We start from the raw sequence: 22,376 nt of genomic DNA, 5'->3' as shown, positions 1-22,376 counted from the left end.
TTTCCCAGCAGGAGTAATCCCATGACGGTGATTCGCCAGGATGACCTGATTCAGAGCGTGGCAGATGCCTTGCAGTACATCTCTTACTACCACCCGGTGGATTTCATCCGCGCGGTGAAAGAAGCCTATGAAAAGGAAGAGAGCAAGGCAGCCAAGGACGCCATGGCGCAGATCCTGGTTAACTCCCGCATGGCGGCCATGGGCCGCCGGCCCATCTGCCAAGACACCGGTATCGTAACCGTGTTCGCCAAAGTGGGCATGAATGTCACTATCGAAGGCGACATGAGCCTGGATGACATGATTAACGAAGGGGTGCGCCGCGCCTACAACCATCCGGATAATGTCCTGCGTGCCTCGGTGCTGGCGGACCCGGACGGCAAACGCGCCAACACCAAGGACAACACCCCTGCGGTGATTAACTATTCCATCGTTCCCGGCGACACTCTGGAAATCGACGTGGCGGCCAAAGGTGGTGGTTCCGAAGCCAAATCCAAATTCGCCATGCTCAACCCGTCTGATTCCGTGGTGGACTGGGTGCTGGAACAGATTCCCAAGATGGGCGCCGGTTGGTGCCCGCCGGGCATGCTCGGTATTGGTATCGGCGGCACTGCCGAGAAAGCCATGCTGATCGCCAAAGAATCCCTCATGGACCCCATCGACATCCACGAGCTACAGGCCCGTGGTGCCCAAACCCGCTCTGAAGAGCTGCGCCTGGAACTGTTCGAAAAAGTGAATGCCCTCGGTGTGGGCGCCCAGGGCCTGGGTGGCTTGACCACCGTACTGGACGTGAAAGTGGTGGATTACCCCACCCATGCGGCCAACAAGCCAGTGGCGCTGATCCCCAACTGTGCGGCGACCCGCCACGCCCACTTCATTCTCGATGGCTCCGGCCCGGCAGACCTGAAAGCCCCGGATCTGGAAGAATGGCCGGACATCGCCTGGGGTAATGACGAAGGCGCCAAGCGCGTGAACCTGGACACGGTGACCCCGGAAGAAGTGCAGACCTGGGAACCGGGCGACACCTTGCTGCTGTCTGGCAAGCTGCTCACCGGCCGAGATGCCGCCCACAAGCGCATGGTGGACATGATTTCCAAAGGCGAAAAGCTGCCCGTGGACTTCACTAACCGCTTTATTTACTACGTAGGTCCGGTGGATCCGGTGGGTGATGAAGTGGTCGGGCCAGCAGGCCCTACCACCGCCACTCGCATGGACAAGTTCACCCGCACCATGCTGGAAGAAACCGGCCTGATCGGCATGGTGGGTAAAGCCGAACGTGGCGACACCGCTATCGAAGCCATCAAGGACAACAAGGCCGTATACCTCATGGCGGTGGGCGGCGCTGCCTACTTGGTCTCCAAAGCCATCCGCAAATCCCGCGTAGCGGCGTTTGAAGATCTGGGTATGGAAGCCATCTACGAATTCGAAGTGGAAGACATGCCCGTCACCGTGGCGGTAGATTCCACCGGCGAATCGGTACACAAAACCGGTCCGGTCATCTGGAAACAGAAGATCGCTGAAAAGAGCGCGTAGTACGTACTACACTCTCGACACAAAAAAGCCGCGCAACTGCGCGGTTTTTTTGTGGGCGAGCTTTCTGTACCGTTGTATTGGTTCAGGCAAAAGAAGAAGGCAAAATATTGAGTAATGCGCTAGCGGGGAAGCTTGTAACTAGCTGATTTATTGGTTTTTATCTTTCAATATTCGAATTTGAATAATGACACATTAAGCTGGCGTTTTCATTAAGGTAAGAAAGTAAAGATTTCATGGAAAGACAGGAAGTTTAATGACCAAATTGAAGAGGTCGAGGAAATCTATTTCACGAACAGCTCTAGTAAAGTCATAACAATTGAAAATGTAAATCTCACCTCTTACGGCACATCTAGGGATTTTCTAGATCAACCAGTATCTATTTCCCCCCCCTAGCCCTTCTACAAAACGAAGGCCTTTATCTCTTCTGCGTAACTGTATAGGGGGGAGAACGTCAGACTACTGACACTAAAGGTAAATGGCGTACAGTAGCAGGTCGTTCTTCGGGAAAAGAGAACCCCGTTTCAGCTCTTGGGCACTCCTCTTTGCAACAACAGGGTGCGCATAAATTAGACGATGCAAGAGATCAATGGGTCAGGCCTTACCCCGTGCTTTAGGGGGGCGATGGTAAGAGTTGGCCCCGATGATTCAATAGTGGGAGTCGTATCAATGAAATTCCTGATTTTTTTGGGCACGGTTCGTGATAGTAGTCCGCCTAAGCCTGCTCGCTTGGGAGAGAGGGTGGCGAAGGCCTGCCTTGAGTGCCTGAATGAGCGATGTGCGGGGCATGAGGTGGAGTTGATTGATGCGCTGGATTACCCCATGGAGGCGGTGTTTAAGCCGCATTTTTCTTACCTGAAGAGCAAGGCGCCGCCGGCACTCAATACGCTGGCCGAAAAAATAGCCTCTGCCGATGGTTATATCATGGTCAGCCCGGAATATAACCACTCCATGAGTCCAGCGTTGGCGAATTTGCTCAACCACTTTGGCAGTTCGCTCTTTTCCTATAAGCCCAGTGCAATCGTTACCTATTCAGCCGGCCAGTGGGGCGGAATGCGTGCGGCTGTCGGTATGCGTACATTTCTCTCGGAACTGGGCTGCCTTCCTGTTTCTGCGATGATTCATGTGCCGAAAGCACAAGACGTCTTCGCCGAAAATGGCGCGCTACAGGCGGGGGAGGATAAGGAATCCTGGTTCGATTATTTGGGTAGAACGTTCAATCAACTAATCTGGTGGGCTCAAGCCGCGAAAGCGTATGCTGATGAGGTCGATCCGCACAAGATGGTTCGGGATTTCAAAACAACGCCTTCCGAGCGAAATGCGCCCTAGTGTTTAGTCGGTAAAGTGGACTCAGGGCGTTGGAAAGCCACGAGTGATGAGTGAGGAGCTAACGGCTGCTCTTGCCCGTGCATCGAAAGCCTCTTCGGCAATGAGTAAAGCATGACAGAAATCACCTTCAGCCAAGACCAAAAAGCCCGCATGGTCAGCAAGATAAAAGCGTACTTTGAAGACGAACTCCAGCAGGAAATCGGCGGGTTCGAGGCGGAGTTCTTGATTGATTTTTTTGCCACGGAGCTGGGGCCGCATTTCTATAACCGTGGCCTTTTTGATGCCCAGCAGGTGCTGACCGAGAAGATGGATGAGGTGGGTTATGTGATGCAGGAGCTGGAGAAGCCAGAAGTGTAGGGCGATTGCGGCAGTGCCTTCGTTACGACGGTCAGCTTTGCTGTGGGTTAGGGAGGTATCAGCCAATCTCGGGAACTTTCCTTGCGAAGGCCCCTCCCACAACACAGGCTGGCCTTAAATTTGCTGGCTTGGCAGCACATGCATTGACTCCCCCCTGAGGTACCTTTTATGCCCCGATGCCGGTTAAAGACATTCCCCCTTTTTGTGGTCCTTTTCTTTCTTGGAGGCAACGCCATGGCTGACACGACCCCGCAAGGCGCTACGGTAGGCGGTGAACCGCCTAAGCCCAAGGTCATCATTTTTGATGTGAACGAAACCCTACTGGATTTGGAGTCCATGCGGTCTTCGGTGGGTGACGCGCTGGGTGGCAATGAAGAGCTGTTGCCGTTGTGGTTTTCGACCATGTTGCACAACTCCCTGGTTACCACGGTAACCGGGCAATACCACGACTTTGGCCAGATCGGCGTTGCCTCGCTGCTGATGGTGGCAGAGAACAACGATATTACCTTGAGTGAAGAAAAGGCGGAGGACGCCATTGTGTCCACCATTCTCAGCCTGCCGCCGCATCCTGATGTGAAGCCGGGGCTGACGGCATTGAACGAGCAAGGCTTCAAGATCGTTAGCCTCACCAACTCGTCTAACAACGGGGTGAAGACTCAGTTTGAGAATGCGGGGCTGACGGACTTCTTTGATGCCCGCTATAGCATCGAGGACATCAAGGTGTACAAGCCGGACTTGCGCGCTTATGAGTGGGTACTTGAACAGTTGGGTGTGAAGCCAGAAGAAGCCTTGATGGTGGCGGCCCATGGCTGGGACGTGGCTGGCGCAAAAGAGGCAGGCTTGCAAACGGCTTTTGTGGATCGGCCGGGTAAAGCGCTGTATCCATTAGCCAAGAAGCCGGATTACGTGATCAAGGATCTTAGTGAGTTGGCCGATATTATGAATGCCAAATAAGCCAGGCCGGCGGCAGTATGCCGCTGGCGGCTAGTCCATCAGAAACCCCGGTTCGGGCCTTTGTTGTAGAGGGGCTCGGCTGGGGTTTTCTTTGCTTGGAGAAGGGGTAGCTCGTATTCGCGGTGGAGCCACCGCTCCTGCAAAGCACACACATGCGCGTGCCTGCTTTTAAGAAAGGGGTCCGGGGAGCCCCGCCCCGTCCTTGGGGCGCGGAGATCAATCGGCAGGCTTTCCTGGGGTCACAGTAATGAAGGCCTGTGGGCTACCCGGACGCTCAATATACTGTTCATCCGTGCAGTGATCAACGAAAGAGATGTAGGCGGTTGCTGGGCCTGCTCTTACGAGGTTTTGCTTACTGAACCAGTTCGCAGGCCATGTGGGAGTATTTCTTTTTCACCTGGCTACGACACACGTTGGCGCCGAAAGAGGGTATCTGATCGCAGGCTTTAAACGCGGCGTAACGCTTGGCGCATTGGGCGACAATATCATTCATGCCGTTCTGGCCCGCGGGGCCTGCTGGTGTATTGGCTGCGGCCGCGTTGGTACTGGCAACCGCGGGCCGGGCCGAGCCGGCTTGGGCACTGGCGCTGGCATCAATCATGGCAGCGATAAGGCTAGAGGGCAGGCCGCCTTCCTTGAGCAAGGCGATTTCGTCACTGTTGAATACCTTGTAGGGCTGGTTGGCAGCGCGGATGCGTGAGGCCAGCAAGGGGTTGTCTTCGTCATGGGATAGTCGCAACACGTCGTAGACCTTCATGTCTTGCGGGCCGAGGAACCAGATGTCGTATTCATCGGGCAGATAAACGATGTAAGCGTTGTCTAAAGCAATATTGTCGCGATGGTAGGAGAGAGCATGGCTGCTGGGCGCCAATTCTGCCAGACGACGCAGGGTTTCCATACGGAAGAAGGAGTCCGGGTTATTTTTTAAATATTGGCGGTAGGCGTCTACGCTGCCCGCAGAGACTACGTTTTCATAGTCTGCCTGCTGTATTTGGATATATTGCTGCAGGGCTTGCTTGTGGCGATTGAGCTGGTCATCGGCCATGACTTTGTATTGTGTTTTACCCGGGCTGCCGAATATATAGGCGGTGGGTAGCATGGCGAGGGATGACCGATACGCAACAGGCTCTCGATTTTCAAATAGCACCTGGTTTCCGGCTTTCACTTCCATAACGGTTTCACCTTTGGTGTTAACCCAGGAAGGTAGGATGCCAAGCGTTAGAAGGTAGGCGAGGAGAGTTACTGAGCCGCTATCTTTGTTGTTGTCGTTACGGATGCTAACGGTGAGGTCTTGCCCTGATTTAGCAAACCAACGATTCACTTCCGCGGTGGCAACCTCGCTAGGGTATTGGCGAACGCTGGGTGAGGCATAGCCTCCGGGCAAGTTTAGATGGATATCTGCTTGGCCGGAGAAGCTGTTCAGTGCCTCAGGTGCCGGTGCTGGGCTGGCGAGTTGTCCTTGGTCCGGTATGTAGTGGGTGCCGGTGCAGCCGATGAGTTGTACGCAAAGCAATGCGGTCGACCAGAGTGCTACTCTGGCGCCTGAAATATAAAACATTCTGATATCCCCTTTCCCTCAGTTGTGTGCCGGGCCCCCGCCCGGTGCCTACCAATGGCATTCTGCCATTTGTAGGCGAAAAATATAGGATAATAATGTTGCCGCCTTGGAGGTGATGGCCATGTGCCATTTGCTCCTCACCGTGGGGTGTGCAGGGATATAAACGGATATGAAGGGTAGAGAGGCTTGCCTGTCAGCGATCACCGATGGTGGTAATCGCTTGCAGGCAAGCTCCCGTGATGGGCGCCGGGGTTTTAGCCAGCTTTCAGTTTCGGTTTTACTGTAATCAGCAAAGCGGGTAGCAGGGTCAGGTTGCTAAGCAGGGCGACCAGCATCGCCAGGCCGGTGAGCAGGCCGAAGTAAACGGTGGGGTTGAAGCTGGATAGGGCCAGGATGGAGAAGCCGGCAATGATGGTAAGCGAAGTGTAGTACATGGCTTTGCCAATGGAGCCATGACAGCGCTTCATGGTGGCCACGTAGTCGTGGTCTTTTGGCAGCTCTTCATGGAAGCGATGAATGTAGTGAATGGTGTCATCCACGGCGATGCCAATGGAGATGGCGGTAATGGTAATGGTCATTAAATCCAGCGGCAGGCCGATCCAGCCCATCAAACCTAGCACCAGGGAGGCGGAGATCAGGCTGGGAACCATGCTGATCAGAGCCACGGGGAGGCTGCGGAACAGGAGTAATAGCATGAACAGGATAGCCGCAAAAACGTAACCCAACGTTTTAATCTGTGAGTCGAACAGGCTTTGCAGCATATTGTTGTAGAGCACCATGGCGCCTGTGAGGTGTACCTGTTCCGGCTGCAAGCCGAAGTTGTTTTCCAGATCGGAGCGGATTTTCGCCAACAATTGGTTGCGGTTCAGATTCTTGTCGGAATCGATCACCCGTATGCTAATGCGTACCTGGTTACCGTCGTCGGACAGGTAGGGTTTAACTAGCTGGCTGCGTAAGTCCTCCGGAATAAAACTGGCTAGCAGCATTAGCTGCACATAGCTGAGTGGGCGCCCATTGAGTTTTTCTGCTACCTCGTAGGTAGTAGCAATGGAGAGCACTTTGCCGGTTTCTGGTAGAGACTCTAGATAATTCTGAATATCTACTAGCTGGCCCAGCCGGGCAGGGGTAAACCAGTAGGCTCCTTTGAGCGGGTTAGGTTTGGCTTTCTCTGGTGTAGAGGCGAAGGGGTCTGCGCCGGATTCGGTGACAAAAGGATCGCTGTCGGCAAACGGATCGGCACTGTCTGTGGCGAACGGGTCGCTGTCTGCGAAGGGGGCTGTGTTATCCACCTCGTTAGCGCTATCAGATGCAAACGGGTCGCTGATCTCGTCGTCTACGCTGGCGCCATCCCAACCGGTGGCGGGTTGCCCCAGTGCGGCGTTCTGCGCCGCTGTGGTTTTGGGCGCATCGATAACGATATCCAGCGGAGTGGTGCCGCCTAGCTTGCGATCAATCTGCAGCATGCCCTGGTAAATTTCCGTGTCTTTCTGGAAGTAATCAATAAACCGGTTTTCCACGGTGAGGCGGCTTATTCCCCACAGGGAAGTGGCGATTACACCCAAGGCAAGCAATAGCAACAGCGGGCGGTGGCGTTCGGTAAAGCCTGCAAAGGCTAGGGTTAGCTCGCGGCTGATGTCACGGCCTTGTCGAGGGGTGCCGGCTGCCAGCGGTGCCAGCAGAGCTGGGAATACAAGAAAGCAGACGATTAGCGATATGCCCAGCCCCAGGGTCATCATCCAGCCGAAGTCAATCACCGGGCGAATGCCGCTGATCACCAGTGAGGAGAAGCCCACCATGGTGGTTAAGATCATATAAATGCTGGGGCGCATCATGTGAGCGGCGGTTTCGCGAATCAGCCATTTTTGGCTAGCCTGCGGATTTTCTTCGTGCAGCTCACGAAAGCGCACGGTGAGGTGAATGGTGATGGACATGGTGATGATCAGCAGCAAGGAAATATAGTTGCTACTGATGACGGACACTTTCCAGTCCACCCAGCCCAGCCAGCCAGTAACGGTTAGTACGGTGACGCCACAGCAGGCCAACGGCACGATCACCCAACGGGGGCGGCGGAAGATCAGGAATAGGGTAAGGATGAGGAAAACCAGTACACCAACGCCGAACACTTTTAAATCTGAACGAATAAAGCGCACTAAGTCGGTGGTAATCATGGGGACGCCACCGAGGAACAGGTTGGCCTCGTTCCGGTAGCCATCCATGATGTTGCGTACCTGGTCGATTTCACCGGCAGTGCGTTGCTGAATCTGGCTGCTGTAGTCGCTGAAGGCACGGCTGGCAGCTGCTAGCTCTTGCTGGCCTTGTTCATCCAGTGCGCCGTTGTCTTCCAGGTCACGCAGATCGTTGCGCTTGTAAAGCAGGTCGAAATATTTCTGATCCCGTTCGAAGCTCACCAGCAGGGCGGTGGTGTTGCCGTCATCGCTGACCAGCAGGTCTTCGTAGAGCGGGTTTTTATCGGTGAACTCTTTCTCAGCCAACGATAGGTCTACGCCTTCGCTAGTGAGGGTGCGATATTCATTGGCTAGGTCACTGAATTCCACCTGAGGGCTGAACAGCAAGGGCACATCCAACATGCTGTAGACCGAACTGACGCGGTTTACCTTTTTGAGAGCCTGCTGTAAGGATTGCAGGTGTTCCAAGCTGCTCTGCTCGAATAACGGTTTGTCTTTAGGGCTATAGGTAATGACGAGGAAATCACTGCCGCCATATTGTTTGGCGATTTTGCGGTAATACTGCAGTGCCGAGTCATTTTCCAACACCATGGAATCCGCTGACGCGTCGATCTTGAAATTGCGGGCTTGGGTTCCGGCAGTGCCGCATATGAGCACCAGTAGCACTAGCCAGAAAACAGGGTGTGCCAGTACAGCCCGGCAATAGGCATTAAACAATCGATGGGTCATGGTGTGTCCGGTCAACGTTCAAGAGGTTGGCAAAAGCGCAGGCCTGATGCTCAAGTATCGGTATTCAAATATCGTACGGCGGGGAAAATCAGAACATAGCCGCGTATTCTGCTGCGAAGCGCGTATCGAAACGATGAATCAGTTTGCCGGCGGGCCAGGTCAGCAAGGTCATTAGGCCTTCGCTCCATTCTTCCTGGTGTACCCGACACCCGCCTTGTTCGTCGTCGATAAAAGTGAAGCGGTGGATGACGCGGGCAAAAGGTAGCTGCAGGCCCCAAGTGATGCGTTCGTTCTCTTTGTACTCCAGCACCTTCACTACCACAGGCGCGGGGGGCAGGCGAGGCAAGTCGGCCACAAACAGCAACAGGGCGCCGGGGCGCCAGCCGCCGTTGAGTAACCGAGCGTGGCGGACAACCGAGCACCAGCTTGACCAGTTTTCAGCATCAGCAAATAGTTTGAAAGCCTGTTTGCGCGAAGCGCGGGTGTCGGTGACTTCGTCGACCAGATAACGTTTTAGCATGTTCTATCCGTGTTTTTATTGGGTTAAGGCGCGTCTTGGTGAAGCGCGAGACACACGCTGCTGCGTACGCGTGCGAAATCCGATTGTTTCAAAGGCACTAGATTACGCACAGTAGGCATCAACCTCCAGTCGGTAAAATGGGTCAATTCAGTGAGGGAGTGTTGACCTGCCGGGGGCGGTTACCTAGTTTCGGATGATCGCTAGGAGTCAGCATGATAACAACATTGTTACCGGCGTCGATTCTGCCGGGGCTTCTTGAAGTCTCGTTACGTAACCAGCTGGATGTGCAGGCCCTGTTTGAACAGGTGGGCATTGATGCCGATATTGTCGGCCGCAGCGACCGATTCATCAGCTTGAGTCAGCTTGATGCGCTGCTCTATGCCGCTTTCACGGAAAGTGATGATCCTCTGTTCGGTTTGCATGTGGGGGCGGATAACCACTATGGCAACTTAGACCTGTTAGGCAACCTAATGGCGACTGCCAATACCCTGGAGCAGGGCATTGGCATGCTATTTCGCTACAAAGATTTGGTGGTTCCCTATCTGGATTTTGCACTCTATTTAGAGGGCAAGAGTGTCCGGGTGTCGGCGATCAGCAAAGATCCCACCCTGCGTTTTACCGCCACGCGGGCCCATAACGAAGTGGTTGTGGCAACCATGTTGTCTATAGGGCGCTCACTGCTGGGCGCCGATATGCCGCTAACGAGTGCCAGTTTCTTGCATGGCCAGCCCTTGCCCGAAGAGCTGGAACGTTATGGTGCTTTTTTCCAGTGTCCGCTGCTGTTTTCTGCCGGGCAGAATGCCATCCAGTTTAGCGCCGAACTGCTTGGCTCGCCGTTGCCTCGTGCCTACCCGAAATACAATGAACGCTTACGCCGCTCTGCGGATCAGGTGTTAGCCGGCTTGTCTCGTGCGGCGGGCATGACTGGGCGGGTGGTGAAACAATTGGAACGGCTACTTTCCGAGCATGCGGTGAGTATGGAAGCGGTAGCTGATGCGTTGGCCGTGACACCAAGGACGCTTCAGCGCCGTCTTCAGGAAGAGGGTACACGGTTTGCGCAATTGCGTGATCAGGTCCGTCACCAACACGCCTGTAAAGCCCTGCGCCAACCACGCTGTAATATGCAGAGCCTGGCCATTGAGCTGGGGTTTTCCGATACCGCCAATTTTTACCATGCTTTTAAGCGCTGGCAGGGCTGTGCGCCAGGCCAATACCGTAAGAGATACAGTAACGACAGCGGTAAAGAAGCCCAAAAAGCGCAAACAGATGATTCCCTTTAAGGTTAAGCCTTTCCTTGAAATGGGTGTGGCATTTTGCCGCATTGGCATTTATGGCTTAGCTCGTATCCTTGCGCGGTTGATTCAATACTGGGGAAAGACCATGTCTCGTTTTGCCTATTCCGCTGTTGCGCTTTCGTTTCTTGCTGCCAGCCCCGTAGCGTTTGCTCATTATGAGGGTGCCCGGCCTGACAGCCATGCGCCGATTTCAGTCATGGGTGACCATACGCATAGTAAGGGCGAGTGGATGCTTTCGTACCGATATATGGGCATGGGAATGAGTGGCGCCAAATCCGGTAGCGACTCTCTCAGCACCGATGAGGCATTCGGGGAAATCCCGGGCATGGGCGCGATGAACATGAAGGCGTTGCCTTATGACATGACGATGCATATGCACATGCTTGGTGCCATGTACGCGCCTACTGATAACCTGACACTCATGGCGATGCTGCCTTACAGCACCAACGAGATGACCACCAAGACCCGCATGACCATGATGGGCACCACCACCCAGGACGAATTTGATACTGAAACTTCCGGAATTGGTGATGCCAGCATTGGTGGCCTTTATAAATTCTATGACGAAAACGGATATCGCCTGCACCTGAACTTGATGCTGGGCCTGCCCACGGGTTCTATTGAGGAAGAAGATTACATCCCAATGGCGGGTCAGGATTTGCAGCTGCCTTACCCCATGCAACTGGGGTCTGGTAGCTATGAGATTCGCCCAGGCCTTACCCTAAACAAGCAATACGATAGTTGGAGCTGGGGTGCGCAGGTAAGCGCTAAAATTGCCTTGGACGAGAATGATCAGGACTATAAGCTGGGATCGCGTAAGTACTTGACTGCCTGGGCTGCCAAGCCTCTTTCTCCATGGGCGTCGGTGTCACTGGCTGCGTATAAAAGTTGGTGGACCGGCATTCATGGTGCCGCTAAGGACTTGACCATTTCGCCGATGATGAACCCAGCCGCAGACCCGGATGTCAAAGGTGGCCAGCGCCTGGAAATCGGTGTGGGCTTGAATCTGTTGGGTAAAAACGGCGCCTTGAAAGGCCACCGCTTAGCCATGGAGTACAAAGCTCCAGTGCATGAATCTCTGCATGGCCCCCAGATGGAAACGGATTACACTTTCACCGTGGGCTGGCAAAAAGCCTTCGGGGGGAAGTAGCCCTTGTACGGCTAAGAGAAGAGAGTAAAAATGGGCGAAGGCCCTCGTTTGCCACACTAAAAAAGCCGCTCCTGATTGGGAGCGGCTTTTTTAGTATCTGAAATGGTGCCGGAACGCGGAATCGAACCGCGGACCTACTGATTACGAATCAGTTGCTCTACCAACTGAGCTATCCCGGCGTGCCCATTTTGCAGGCGGGCGCTAGTTTATCAGGCCGCCCGCTGCAGGCAAGCAGGAATCACGTTTTACTGTTTGATGTCGGCCAGTTTGCGGGTGTGCCACTTTTGCATTCGCACCTCCATGCCACGGCAAATCTGGATGCGCTTTGAGCCTGAGGCCCGCTGCTCCGAGCGATGCCGCCGTTTCTATGAGGTACGAGGTGCGAGCTGCCCAGTTTTCAGTACTCTTGTATCCTGAAAAGCCTCTTTTGGCGAGGCTTAGGTGTACACCTTCAAAGGCGCCTTTGCGGCGCGGTGAGTTGGCCGACCGCGCCGCAAAGAGTAGCGCTCCTTTAACGAGACGTTACGCCTTGAATGTTAGGGAAGCAGAATTCAGACAGTAGCGCTGGCCAGTAGGTGGTGGGCCGTCAGGAAAGACGTGACCCTGGTGGCTGTCGCAGCGGGCGCAGCGGATTTCCACGCGGAGCATGCCGTGGCTGCGATCACTCAGTTCACGGATGTGTTCTGGATCATAGGGTTGGTAAAAGCTGGGCCAGCCGGTACCAGATTCGAACTTAGCATCGGAAGCGAATAGCGGCAGGTCACACAACTTGCAGTGATAAGTGCCGGCGTCTTTATTGTCCAGTAGCCCGCCACAAAATGGCGGTTCCGTGCCCTGATTGAGCAAGATATGGCGTTCTTCTTCGGTCAGCGTTTGTGCGCGGGCCTGCTTCTCTTCTTCGCTCAGGGGCGTCAGATCAAAGCCGCTGGCGGACAGTGCTTGGGTCATCAGGCACTCCCTTAGATTGGTCTCGTTAAGGTGTTCGTGTTTTCAGTTTGTCGGGGAAAGCATGAATCAGCTTTTCTACTTTGGGTTTGGCTACATGCGTAACGTAGCCTTGGGTTGGGTTTCGGCGGGCGAAATTCTGATGGTAGTCCTCGGCGGGAAAGAATGTTTCCAGAGGCTCCACGGTGGTGGCGATGGGCGCAATAAAAGCGCCGGCATTGTTTAGCTGTTCGATATAGGCCGTGGCTACGGTTTTCTCGGCGTTATCATGATAAAAAACCGCGGAGCGATACTGGGTGCCTCGATCGTTGCCCTGGCGGTCTTTGTGGGTAGGATCGTGGGCCACAGAAAAAAACACTTTCAGTAACTCGCCAAAGCTTATGACGGCGCTGTTGTATTCCACTTCAATGACTTCCGCATGGCCGGTGGTACCGGTGCAAACGGCTTCGTAATTGGCCTGAGCCGCATGGCCTCCTGCATAACCAGATACCACCGCATTGACTCCTTCCAGATTTAGATAGACCGCTTCAACACACCAGAAGCAGCCGCCAGCGAATACCGCTTTGGCGGTGCCATTGACGGGCAGATCTTCGATAGGGTCAGGGAAGTTTTCAGGGCGAATGGCCAGGGATGTGCCGGGAATTACTGCGTTCATGGTCCCTCCAGTAGGGAGTGTCACGCCAGCCGGGCTTGTGGACCGGCTGGCATGCTATCAGTGCGACTATCAGTGCAACTAGAGGAGCGGCGACAGGGATCAGTCCTGCTTAACCGCACCACTAGCAATCAAGCGGTCAATGTCACTGTCACTGAAACCGGCTTGGCTCAATACCGCGCGGCTGTCGGCCCCAGCGGTGGAGGCTGGTTTGACCTTGCCAGCAGCGGTGCGTGAGAAGCGCGGGGTCGGTGCCGGTTGTGCGGCGCCGTTGACGGTAACAAACGATTCTCTAGCCACGTTATGCGGATGCGAGGGCGCTTCTTCAAGGCTGAGTACCGGCGCAAAACACACATCGGTGCCTTCCATGAGGGCGGACCATTCGTCTCGGGTCTTTTGCTTGATGATAGCGGCGAGCTTTTGTTTCATTTCTGGCCACTTGGGAGGATTGATCTGGTGGCCAAAATCTTCGGGGGGCAGCTCAGCAAGCTGGCATAGTTGCGCATAGAACTGCGGCTCGATACTGCCGATGGAAACATACTTACCGTCGGCGGTTTCATACACTTCATAGAAATGGGCGCCAGAATCGAGCATGTGGGTGCCGCGATTGTCGGTAAACATGCCCTGGGATTTGAGTCCATAGAACATGGCCATGAGGGCGGCAGAGCCTTCCACCATGGATGAATCCACTACCTGACCTTTACCGCTACGCTGTGCTTCCAGTACAGCGCAGACCATGCCGAAGGCTAGCATCATACCGCCGCCGCCAAAATCGCCTACCAAGTTGAGCGGGATGGCGGGCTTTTCGCCTTCACGGCCCATGGCATGCAGGGCGCCGGACAGGGAGATGTAGTTCATGTCGTGGCCGGCGGCCTGGGCCAGGGGGCCGGTTTGGCCCCAGCCAGTCATGCGGCCGTAGACCAGCTTCGGGTTGCGCGCTAGGCATTGTTCCGGTCCTACTCCCAGGCGCTCAGTGACACCGGGGCGGAAGCCTTCGAACAGGCCATCGGCGGTCTCACATAGTTTGAGTACGGTTTCGATGCCTTCGGGGCTTTTCAAGTCTACGGCTAGATTTTGGCGATTACGAAAAAGGACGGTGTGGCCAATAGCGGAGTGAGGATTGCCGCCGGGACGGTCGATGCGGATGACGGTGGCGCCCATGTCGGCCAGCATCATGCCGCAGAAGGGGCCGGGGCCAATGCCGGCCAGTTCGATGAAAGTCAGTCCGTGGAGAGGGCCTGTCATAATGTTCATTTCCGTTGTCAGAGTCCGTTTTACCGTTCCCTGACAGACGTGGGTCAATCAGGGAACAAGAGCTTGTTCGCGCAAGGTGCGACGCAGGGCCGAGCATTGGCTTTTGGCAATGGCAACGGCGTTGCTGGCTTCGTGGGTGGTGGCGATACCTGTCCACAGAGGCTTGCCGTCGGCGTTAATCAGCTCAGCGCCATGTTGCCGCAGGGCTGTGGGCTCCTCGTCTTCGGCCAGTTCACCGCCAATGCCGACTTGCCAAGTTGGCTTCACGTCACCGGCAAATTGTCCCATGGGATTGAGCTGGTTGCCGACTGTCGGCGGTGCTGCGGCATCAATCAGCATGTGGGTAAGCTCAACCACAAGAATTCGGTCGACATCGTTTTCTTGCGCCCAGTCGAGGATGCTTTCTTTTCCGCCTTCATACCATAACGGTAATTCTTGGTGGCTGAGCAAAACGGTCAATGAATCACTTGAAAATATATCCTTGCAGGTCAATTCCCAAGTTTCACGGATGTTGCCTTCTGGCGTGTGGGCAACCAATAGCAAAGAGTCTTGCGGTGGGTGGCTGCCGCCGTCGGTGTAGCGGGTTTCTACCTCAGTGGTGCTGGCACAACCGGCAACGAGTAGGGCAGGTAAAGCGGGTAGGAGGTATCGGAAAAGCGGTCGCATGAAAATCTCCGGCGGCGAATACGGTGCCTTCAATGGCTTGGCTCCAGTGTAGCAGCGCCAAGGGGCCGGCACATCAATTGGTGCACAATCTCTTGCCATGTTGGAGTGGTGTGTTTGCTGCTATAAGGCGCCATCTTCCATTGCTTCGGGGCCGCAGGGGGGGGGGGCGTTTGGAACGACGCCAAACAGGGGCTCTGGTGATTTTTTCTGAGTGTCTTAGTGCGAGCGTGGTGTGTATTCATCTTGTTCTGCTCTGACTTTCTCTATTTTGTCATTTGCGGTGGCCATGATGAGCCCACTGAACAATGACAGAAAAGCTGTATGCGTTGGGCTTTCCTGGTTCCTTTATGAAAATGCTGATGCAAAAATAGTGAGAGCACGCTGGGCTATAGGGCGTGTCGTCAAAGGTTTCCGGCGGTTGGATGTGCTAGTTCAGATATCTGCTGGTCAGTCAGGCATGCCACTATGACGCGTGACATATAATGGCTGCTGGCTAGTCCAGCTGCGGGCATGCGTGCCGAGCGTAGCTAATAGTGGCTAGGCTTTAGAGTGTTGGTTAAAGTGGATAAGGGGTGACGCTGGGTGCGCGTGAGGCGCTGGATGTATCAAGGAATAAGAGTATCTGCCGGCTTTTATGATACGCCGAAAAAATGATTTGCATGCAGGCAAAATGGTACTATAGCTTTCTTCCTATTTGCATAATAGCCAGTATAATAATGTGACCTAGTTTACATACCCAAGGGGGGTGTCGTGAAAGGAAGCCTACATACTTCACTATTAGTGGCAGGTGTCGCATTAGCGACGCAAGGTTATGCAGCAGACGAAACGGCGACAAAGCAATATCTTGCGCCGATGGTGCATTACCTTGAGCTTGATGAAGACAGGGATTTGTCCAGCAAGGGGTTGGGAGCGGGCTTGATTTATGGCCGTCAGCTGTCCGACCACTGGTGGTGGGAAACTGAGGGCGCGGGCTATGGCTTAGATTCAGGGGTGGCAGGCGCTGCTGATTACTATCAGTACACAGTAAGCACCGGCTTAGCCTACGCTTTTGGCGATCGCGAAGAAGAGTTTACCCCGTTCGTACTGGCTCAGGTCGGTGGCATCTATAATGATGTGGTGCCAGATGACGATGACGGCGTTGATTTTCATGCCAATGTGGGGCTGGGTGCTGTCACCGGTCCGATGTTTGATAACGGCTTGAAAATGCGTGCTGAAGCTCGGTACATGTATGACGATTTCGACGGTATTACGGGCACTATCTCAGAAGATGAGGGCGGTTTTAACGACTGGCGCTTCTCTCTTGGCTTGGAAATGCCCCTCGGTCGCACTAAGACCGTAGAAGTAGAAAAAATCGTCTATGAAACCCGTGAAGTAGAAAAAATCGTTGAAGTTAGTGCGCCAGATAGCGATGGGGACGGAATCCCTGACGATCGCGATCAGTGCCCGAATACGATTCAGGGTGGCAAGGTTGATGGCGAAGGCTGTTTGCTAACCAACCAGACCATTACCTTCAATAACATCGGTTTTGAACTGGATTCTGCCAATATTACAGCGAGCTCCCGTCCGATTTTGGATCGTCTTGTAAAAGCGCTTAAGTCACAGACCAACTTTGATGTTGAAATCGCAGGCCATACCGACTCTAGCGGTAGTGCCGAGTACAATGAAGGTTTATCTGATCGTCGTGCTAAGGCTGTACGCCAGTACTTGATCGATCAGGGTATTAGTTCAGAACGCCTTACCGCTCGTGGGTATGGTGAAGTGGTTCCGGTTGCCAGTAATGAAACTGCATCTGGGCGTGCGATGAACCGTCGTGTTGAATTTCGTGTTAGTGAACAATAGGGGATAGGGATACTATGAACTCTTTAATGAAAGTTTTATTAAGCATTATGATAGCGGCCACTCTTGGGATGGGGTTGGCTGGTTGTGAAGCCGATGGCGATAGCGATAGCAGTGGCGGAGGTGGTAACGCAGTAGGTAATGTTGCGGACCAAGATGCTGATGGCGTGCCTGATAGCGTGGATAATTGCCCCGCAAACTCAAATGCCATGCAGGAAGATCTCGATGGCGATGGCATCGGCGATGTTTGCGACGATGATCGTGACGGTGATGGCGTAGATAATGATGCCGACAACTGCCCGCTGCTAGCGAATGATTCTCAGGAAGACGCTGATGGTGATGGTGTTGGTGACGCCTGTGATATGGATAACGATCAGGACAAAGACGGCACCGATGACGGCGTAGATAATTGCCCAGCGACCTTCAACCCAGAACAGGGTGATGTGGATGGCGACGGCAAAGGCGACGTTTGTGACGACGACTCAGATGGCGATGGCGTTGATGATGCCAACGACAACTGTGCATTCACCGCTAACAACGACCAAGCTGATACAGATACAGATGGTGTTGGCGATGTGTGCGAAGACGATCGTGATGGCGACACCGTGTTAGATGATGTCGATAACTGCTTGAGCCTGCCTAACACTGACCAGTCTGATATTGACCTGGATACTGTTGGCGATGTATGCGATGAAGATCGTGATGGTGATGGCGTCGATAACGATGGCACCGATAGCAGCGATAACTGCCCTGATACTGCCAATAACGACCAGCTTGACCTAGATGGCGACGGTATTGGTAATGTTTGTGACGATGACTTTGATGGTGAAGTCGATCTGACCGACACCGATGGTGATGGCGTCATTGACAGCGAAGACAACTGCCCAGAAATTGCTAACGAAGATCAAGCAGACGACGATGGCGATGGCATCGGTAATGTTTGTGACGACAACGGCTTCACCTGTTCAGCTGACAGCACTTTTAAGCAGTTGACCAGCGCTGATTACACGGCAGAAGGCGACTCCTTGGGCGGTTTGTTTGAGTTTGGTGTTTGCTTGGGCTGTTCTGTGGAAAATGCCGACTCTGTGATTGATGGAAGTAATGCCTCTTATGCACAGGTTAACTTGGGCCTGGCATTAGGTGGATTGCTTAGCAACACCAGACACAGTGGCGCGTATGTAGCGGTTGATGCCAAGGATCCAGCTAACGACATTTCAGAAACCATTGTTGGGTTTGTAGTTAGCGATCCGGCTGCTTCATTGGTGAGCTTGGAACTGCTAGGCGACTTCGTTTCCATTCTGTTTATTAATGACGGCGAAATCGTGCATGAAGTTAAAAGAATTGAAGCGCATTTGCTGGGTCTAAGCTTGCTAGGCTTGGGTGCTAACACAGATCAGCGCTTTATTGCTGCACTAGCGCCTAGCGACGTGTCTTTTGACTCCATCCAGTTGAACTATGGTGGTGTTTTGAATCTCAATAAAACCTTGCGTGTTCATGACGTGTGTGTTGGTTCGCCTTCATTCTAGTCTGGACGTAAGTGAGATATAGTTCGATTTAAGTAAAAGCTCGTCTCTGCGCCTTAGAAATGAGGCGCAGAGAAAAGGCCTGAATCAAGCGGGTTGCAATGCTTCTGAAATGAATGCGTTGCAACCCAAGTGATTCGGGCTTTTTTTTGCTCCACATTTCTATTGAAATAGCGTCTTTTCCCTTCCTGTTAATTACCCGCCCCTTCTGTGGCTGGGCTTTCGCCCTAGTGCTAGATGTTTGCCTTTGCTGAAAATACCACTTGATAGGTTTTTCGATATCTTGAGCCGGCAGTTCTTCCTAAAGAGTATTGCCCTATATTCATAGGCTGGTACTCTGAACTAAGTAATAAACCCTAGAAAAGGAAGGGGGTGCTCATGCGTTTAGGCATATTTATGCTTATATGCCTCGGTTTCATGCTGCTAGCCGGTTGTGACAAGGAGCCAGAGGTGGGTGAGGTTGTTAGCACCTTTGACAACTACCTGGAAACCGGTGATTTGCCCGCCATGAAAGAGCGTGGTTTTATCCGGCTTCTGGCCCCTCGCTTTGATGAACCGTCCGGTCTCCCTCGCGACGGTATTCCTGCTAGTGAATATCAGCATCAGGCCGAAGCGTTTGTGGAATACCTTGGACTTGAGCCGCGCTGGGTGTATGCCGATAACTTCTCTGAGTTGGGCACCCTTATCAATCAAGGAGTGGCGGATATCATCATCACCAATTATTCGGTGACCAAGGCCCGCAAGAAGACGCTTGCTTTTTCTACCCCTGTTAATGCGGTGCAAGAACGTTTGGTGGTGCCACGGGCATTGGCGGACTTGGCGTTGACTGAGATGGGTAGCCTTATTGTGTCAGTGCCGGACGGGTCCGCTTATCAGGAAACGGCCACTAAGCTGGCCAAACGGCATCAAAGCATAAGCGTAGAGGTCCTGGATAGCTCCATATCGGATGAAGCGTTGGTCAATGGTGTGGCTAATGGTGAATTTGCGGCCTCTATCGTAGACAGTAATATGCTGGACGTCTTGTTGGATGAGGACGGTGAAGCGGTTGCAGGGCCGGTGTTGAATCGTAAGCGCCGCATTGCTTGGGCGGTTCGCCCCAGTAGTACGGAGTTACTTAATCAGATCAATCAGTATATTACTAGTGAGCGGATCATTACTTCTGATGGGAGTGAAGATGCTCGTGATTGGGAGGCCATTGGCGAGAGGGGCGTATTGCGAGTAATTACTTCCAATAACCCGGCCAGCTATTTTATGTGGCGTGGCGAATTGATGGGCTTTGATTATGATCTGATTAAAGATTTCGCCAAGCAGCATCGTTTGAGAGTTCGGGTAGTGGTCCGGGATAGTCCGTCTGCCATGTTTAGCGCGCTGGAGGCGGGGGAGGGCGATGTTATCGCTGCGTCGATGACGATTACCTCTGATCGGCAGCTAGCTGGTTGGGCGTTTAGCAAGCGTTACTTAGAAGTGAATGAGCAATTGATCGGTGAGGCTGGCGATGTGCCATTGGGATCGGTGCAGGCGCTGGCTGGTCGTACCGTAGCAGTTAATCCGGAAATGGCTTATTACGACACACTAAAAGATCTACAGGCGACTGGACTGCAGTTTGATATCCAGGAAGTTTTTCAGGCAAGCACGGAAATGCTGATTGAGGGTGTGGCTAATGGTGAGTACGACCTGACCATGGCCGATAGCCATCTGGCGGCCATGGAATCCACCTACCGAGATGATATCGCCGTTTTGTTCCAGTTCGAACCAGCCAAAGAGATTGCCTGGGTTACCCGTGAGCCTCAGAAAATTTTGCGCAAGCAGCTGAATAATTACATAAAGCGGAATTACCGGGGCTTGTTTTATAACGTGACGTATAATCGTTACTTCGTAGAAAAGAAAACCATCGCCGCCCATGAGGCCTACCGGGTGGAGCCAGGCCGTAATATCTCCCCGTATGATGATTTAGTGCGGGAGAAATCGCTTGAATATGGCTTGGACTGGCGTTTAATCACCTCGCAGATGTACCAAGAAAGTCGGTTTAACCCAAACGCTCGTTCTTTCGCCGGCGCCCAAGGATTGTTGCAGGTAATGCCACGCACAGGTAGGCAATTTGGGTACAGCAATTTGACCGATCCGGAGAATGGAGTGTCTGCAGGCCTAGCGTATATAGATTGGCTTGAGCAGCGTTTTCCTGCGCGGTTAGACCTGGCGGAAAAACTCTACTTTACCTTGGCTGCGTACAATGCAGGCCATGGCCATGTGGAAGATGCACGTCGCCTGGCGCAACGGCTGGGTAAGAATCCTGACAAGTGGTTCGGTCATGTAGAAGAGGCCATGCTGCTGTTATCCAAGCCTCAATATGCCCAGCAGGCTCGTTATGGCTATGTGCGAGGCAGGGAGCCTGTGAAATACGTGCGAGAAATTAAGACTCGATACTTGGGTTATGTGTCAGCGTTGGGGGAACAGAAGCAGCCCGAGCTTTAACGTTGATTTTACAACGGGGCCATGGAAAAGCTGGAGGAGAGCCCCATTGTATGTGGTACCACTCATTGAAGGAGATTGTGATGGACCGCAACACTTTCATCGAAAAGGTAAAAGGCAAGCTGGACGAGTTGGACAATGAATTTGATCAACTGCAAGTCAAAGCGGACAAAGCAGGTGAAGATGTCCGCCACAAGTGGGAAACTCGCAAGCTGGAATTAAAGGAAAAACGTGAGGAGCTGGCTGCGCGGCTGGAAGAGGTGCGCAACGACAGCAATACCCGTTGGGAAGACGTGAAAGATAGTGTGGAAAAAACTTGGGATAGCACCTTGGATGGTCTGAAAGACATTAAGAACAGCTTATTCAAGTAACGTCAGTGTTTGATAAAAAACCGGGCTTAATGCCCGGTTTTTTTATGTCTGTCTGTAGCTTAGTAGGGTGGATACTACTTGTATCAGATTACTCAGTGCATTCTGCTAGCCAGTCGATAATTGCTTGCTCCACTTCAGCACGACAATGATCGTTAAGAATCTCATGCCGGCCTTCAGGCCAGAAATGGGTCTGGAGCGGCTGTTTCATAGCATGCAGTACTTTCTCTAGCGCCATCATGCCCTTGCCATTATCGCTCATCGGATCTTGCTCGCCGCCGAGTAATAAGACCGGCAGCGTTTCTGGTAGCTCGGACAAGCCGGCAATACTTTGAATGCGGCGCATGGCGGTAACCAGTTGCATCCATGTCTCCGTACTGCAATCGAATCCACAGAGTGGGTCGTCGATATAGCGTTTCACTTCTTCGGGGTTCCCGCTCAGCCAGTCGAACTCGGTAGTGGCTTCTGGTATCCGGGTGGCCCAGGTGCCGAAGGTGAGCTTGCGTATCACCGGGCTGGGATTACGTTTACCCTGACGCATACGTTCGAATCGTACGGGTAGGCCCATCAGGCGATAGTAAGCGCCAGGATGATAATCACTAGCACACAAGACTAGGCCGGCTAAGGTATCCCCAAGCTGCTCTGCCGCGCCCAACGCAACAAATGAGCCCATACTGTGTCCGCCCAGTACTACGGGCAACTGTGGGTGCTTTTCTTTAGCAAGATGAATCACGCTGGCAACATCGTTCATCAGGTGCTGCCAACCGTGCTGGTCACCAATGTGTCCGGCGGGGCAGGTATCACTGATGCTGGCGCCATGGCCACGATGATCAGGGCAATAGAGATGCCAGCCGGCCGCATTCAATATGCTGGCAAGGTTTTGGTAGCGAGCGCCATGTTCCGACATGCCGTGTAGCCAAATTACTGTTCCCTTGCTCGCTTGAGCTTTGCAGGGCCAATAATGGATGGCGATGACATGGTTGTCATCCGTAGTGTGATAGATCATTTGTTCGCTCATAATGTTCTCCGGCTGAGCAAAACCTGCGCTATTGCCGAGG

Annotated in this window: 18 protein-coding genes and 1 tRNA gene; 10 read left to right on the top strand and 9 right to left on the bottom strand. The window is 53.4% G+C overall.

Features of this window, described 5'->3' with window-relative positions; genetic code table 11:
* Positions 1 to 21 precede the first annotated feature (21 nt).
* The 4 genes from AS19_RS07975 (at position 22) to AS19_RS07960 (ending at position 4,167) form a co-directional block, all read left to right on the top strand.
* Positions 22 to 1,530 (top strand): fumarate hydratase, encoded by a 1,509-nt coding sequence (locus tag AS19_RS07975; protein WP_011588821.1) that lies wholly within the window; start codon positions 22 to 24, stop codon positions 1,528 to 1,530.
* A gap of 666 nt (positions 1,531 to 2,196) precedes the next feature.
* Positions 2,197 to 2,856, top strand: a complete 660-nt coding sequence (locus AS19_RS07970) for an NADPH-dependent FMN reductase (RefSeq protein WP_035460301.1) — start codon at positions 2,197 to 2,199, stop codon at positions 2,854 to 2,856.
* 111 nt (positions 2,857 to 2,967) lie between these two features.
* Positions 2,968 to 3,213: a DUF2164 domain-containing protein gene (locus AS19_RS07965; protein WP_011588819.1), complete on the top strand. Its 246-nt coding sequence runs from the start codon at positions 2,968 to 2,970 to the stop codon at positions 3,211 to 3,213.
* Between the two features lie 234 nt (positions 3,214 to 3,447).
* Positions 3,448 to 4,167: a haloacid dehalogenase type II gene (locus tag AS19_RS07960; RefSeq protein WP_046961907.1), complete on the top strand. Its 720-nt coding sequence runs from the start codon at positions 3,448 to 3,450 to the stop codon at positions 4,165 to 4,167.
* Between the two features lie 352 nt (positions 4,168 to 4,519).
* On the opposite strand, the gene AS19_RS07955 is transcribed toward AS19_RS07960, so the two are convergent.
* The 3 genes from AS19_RS07955 to AS19_RS07945 form a co-directional block, all read right to left on the bottom strand.
* Complete coding sequence (locus tag AS19_RS07955) at positions 4,520 to 5,725, bottom strand: hypothetical protein (protein WP_046961906.1); 1,206 nt, start codon at positions 5,723 to 5,725, stop codon at positions 4,520 to 4,522.
* A gap of 254 nt (positions 5,726 to 5,979) precedes the next feature.
* Complete coding sequence (locus AS19_RS07950) at positions 5,980 to 8,640, bottom strand: RND family transporter (RefSeq protein WP_046961905.1); 2,661 nt, start codon at positions 8,638 to 8,640, stop codon at positions 5,980 to 5,982.
* 88 nt (positions 8,641 to 8,728) lie between these two features.
* The gene (locus tag AS19_RS07945; protein WP_011588815.1) at positions 8,729 to 9,160 is read right to left on the bottom strand and encodes an SRPBCC domain-containing protein; all 432 of its coding nucleotides are present in this window, start codon (positions 9,158 to 9,160) and stop codon (positions 8,729 to 8,731) included.
* 212 nt (positions 9,161 to 9,372) lie between these two features.
* Between AS19_RS07945 and AS19_RS07940 the strand changes: the two genes are divergently transcribed.
* Entirely contained in the window at positions 9,373 to 10,440 is a 1,068-nt protein-coding gene (locus AS19_RS07940) for an AraC family transcriptional regulator (protein ID WP_035460305.1), read from the top strand.
* Positions 10,441 to 10,540: 100 nt separating this feature from the next.
* Positions 10,541 to 11,605: a transporter gene (locus tag AS19_RS07935; RefSeq protein WP_041705402.1), complete on the top strand. Its 1,065-nt coding sequence runs from the start codon at positions 10,541 to 10,543 to the stop codon at positions 11,603 to 11,605.
* Positions 11,606 to 11,708: 103 nt separating this feature from the next.
* On the opposite strand, the gene AS19_RS07930 is transcribed toward AS19_RS07935, so the two are convergent.
* The 5 genes from AS19_RS07930 to AS19_RS07910 form a co-directional block, all read right to left on the bottom strand.
* Positions 11,709 to 11,784: transfer RNA gene (locus AS19_RS07930), tRNA-Thr, on the bottom strand.
* A gap of 343 nt (positions 11,785 to 12,127) precedes the next feature.
* A complete protein-coding gene (gene msrB / locus AS19_RS07925; protein ID WP_011588812.1) occupies positions 12,128 to 12,553 on the bottom strand; it encodes a peptide-methionine (R)-S-oxide reductase MsrB in 426 nt (141 codons plus the stop codon).
* Positions 12,554 to 12,578: 25 nt separating this feature from the next.
* Positions 12,579 to 13,205 (bottom strand): peptide-methionine (S)-S-oxide reductase MsrA, encoded by a 627-nt coding sequence (gene msrA / locus AS19_RS07920; RefSeq protein WP_011588811.1) that lies wholly within the window; start codon positions 13,203 to 13,205, stop codon positions 12,579 to 12,581.
* 99 nt (positions 13,206 to 13,304) lie between these two features.
* Entirely contained in the window at positions 13,305 to 14,456 is a 1,152-nt protein-coding gene (locus tag AS19_RS07915; protein WP_011588810.1) for a CaiB/BaiF CoA-transferase family protein, read from the bottom strand.
* A 48-nt stretch (positions 14,457 to 14,504) separates the two neighbouring features.
* On the bottom strand, positions 14,505 to 15,122 hold the full coding sequence (locus AS19_RS07910; RefSeq protein ID WP_011588809.1) for a hypothetical protein: 618 nt from the start codon (positions 15,120 to 15,122) through the stop codon (positions 14,505 to 14,507).
* 750 nt (positions 15,123 to 15,872) lie between these two features.
* Between AS19_RS07910 and AS19_RS07905 the strand changes: the two genes are divergently transcribed.
* From AS19_RS07905 to AS19_RS07890, 4 genes are all read left to right on the top strand, one after another.
* Positions 15,873 to 16,961 carry an OmpA family protein gene (locus AS19_RS07905; protein WP_011588808.1) on the top strand — a complete coding sequence of 363 codons (1,089 nt, stop codon included), beginning with the start codon at positions 15,873 to 15,875 and terminating at the stop codon, positions 16,959 to 16,961.
* A 26-nt stretch (positions 16,962 to 16,987) separates the two neighbouring features.
* Positions 16,988 to 18,484 (top strand): thrombospondin type 3 repeat-containing protein, encoded by a 1,497-nt coding sequence (locus AS19_RS07900; RefSeq protein WP_231860744.1) that lies wholly within the window; start codon positions 16,988 to 16,990, stop codon positions 18,482 to 18,484.
* Between the two features lie 447 nt (positions 18,485 to 18,931).
* On the top strand, positions 18,932 to 20,953 hold the full coding sequence (locus AS19_RS07895) for a transporter substrate-binding domain-containing protein (RefSeq protein ID WP_231860743.1): 2,022 nt from the start codon (positions 18,932 to 18,934) through the stop codon (positions 20,951 to 20,953).
* Positions 20,954 to 21,033: 80 nt separating this feature from the next.
* Complete coding sequence (locus tag AS19_RS07890) at positions 21,034 to 21,321, top strand: hypothetical protein (RefSeq protein WP_035460311.1); 288 nt, start codon at positions 21,034 to 21,036, stop codon at positions 21,319 to 21,321.
* 88 nt (positions 21,322 to 21,409) lie between these two features.
* Here the strand turns inward: AS19_RS07890 and AS19_RS07885 are convergent, their stop codons facing one another.
* On the bottom strand, positions 21,410 to 22,336 hold the full coding sequence (locus AS19_RS07885; RefSeq protein WP_011588804.1) for an alpha/beta hydrolase: 927 nt from the start codon (positions 22,334 to 22,336) through the stop codon (positions 21,410 to 21,412).
* Positions 22,337 to 22,376 lie beyond the last annotated feature (40 nt).

Origin of the sequence: Alcanivorax sp. NBRC 101098 (assembly GCF_001010505.1) — a bacterium.
GTDB lineage: Bacteria > Pseudomonadota > Gammaproteobacteria > Pseudomonadales > Alcanivoracaceae > Alcanivorax > Alcanivorax borkumensis.
This window is presented reverse-complemented; position numbering and strand designations above follow the sequence as displayed.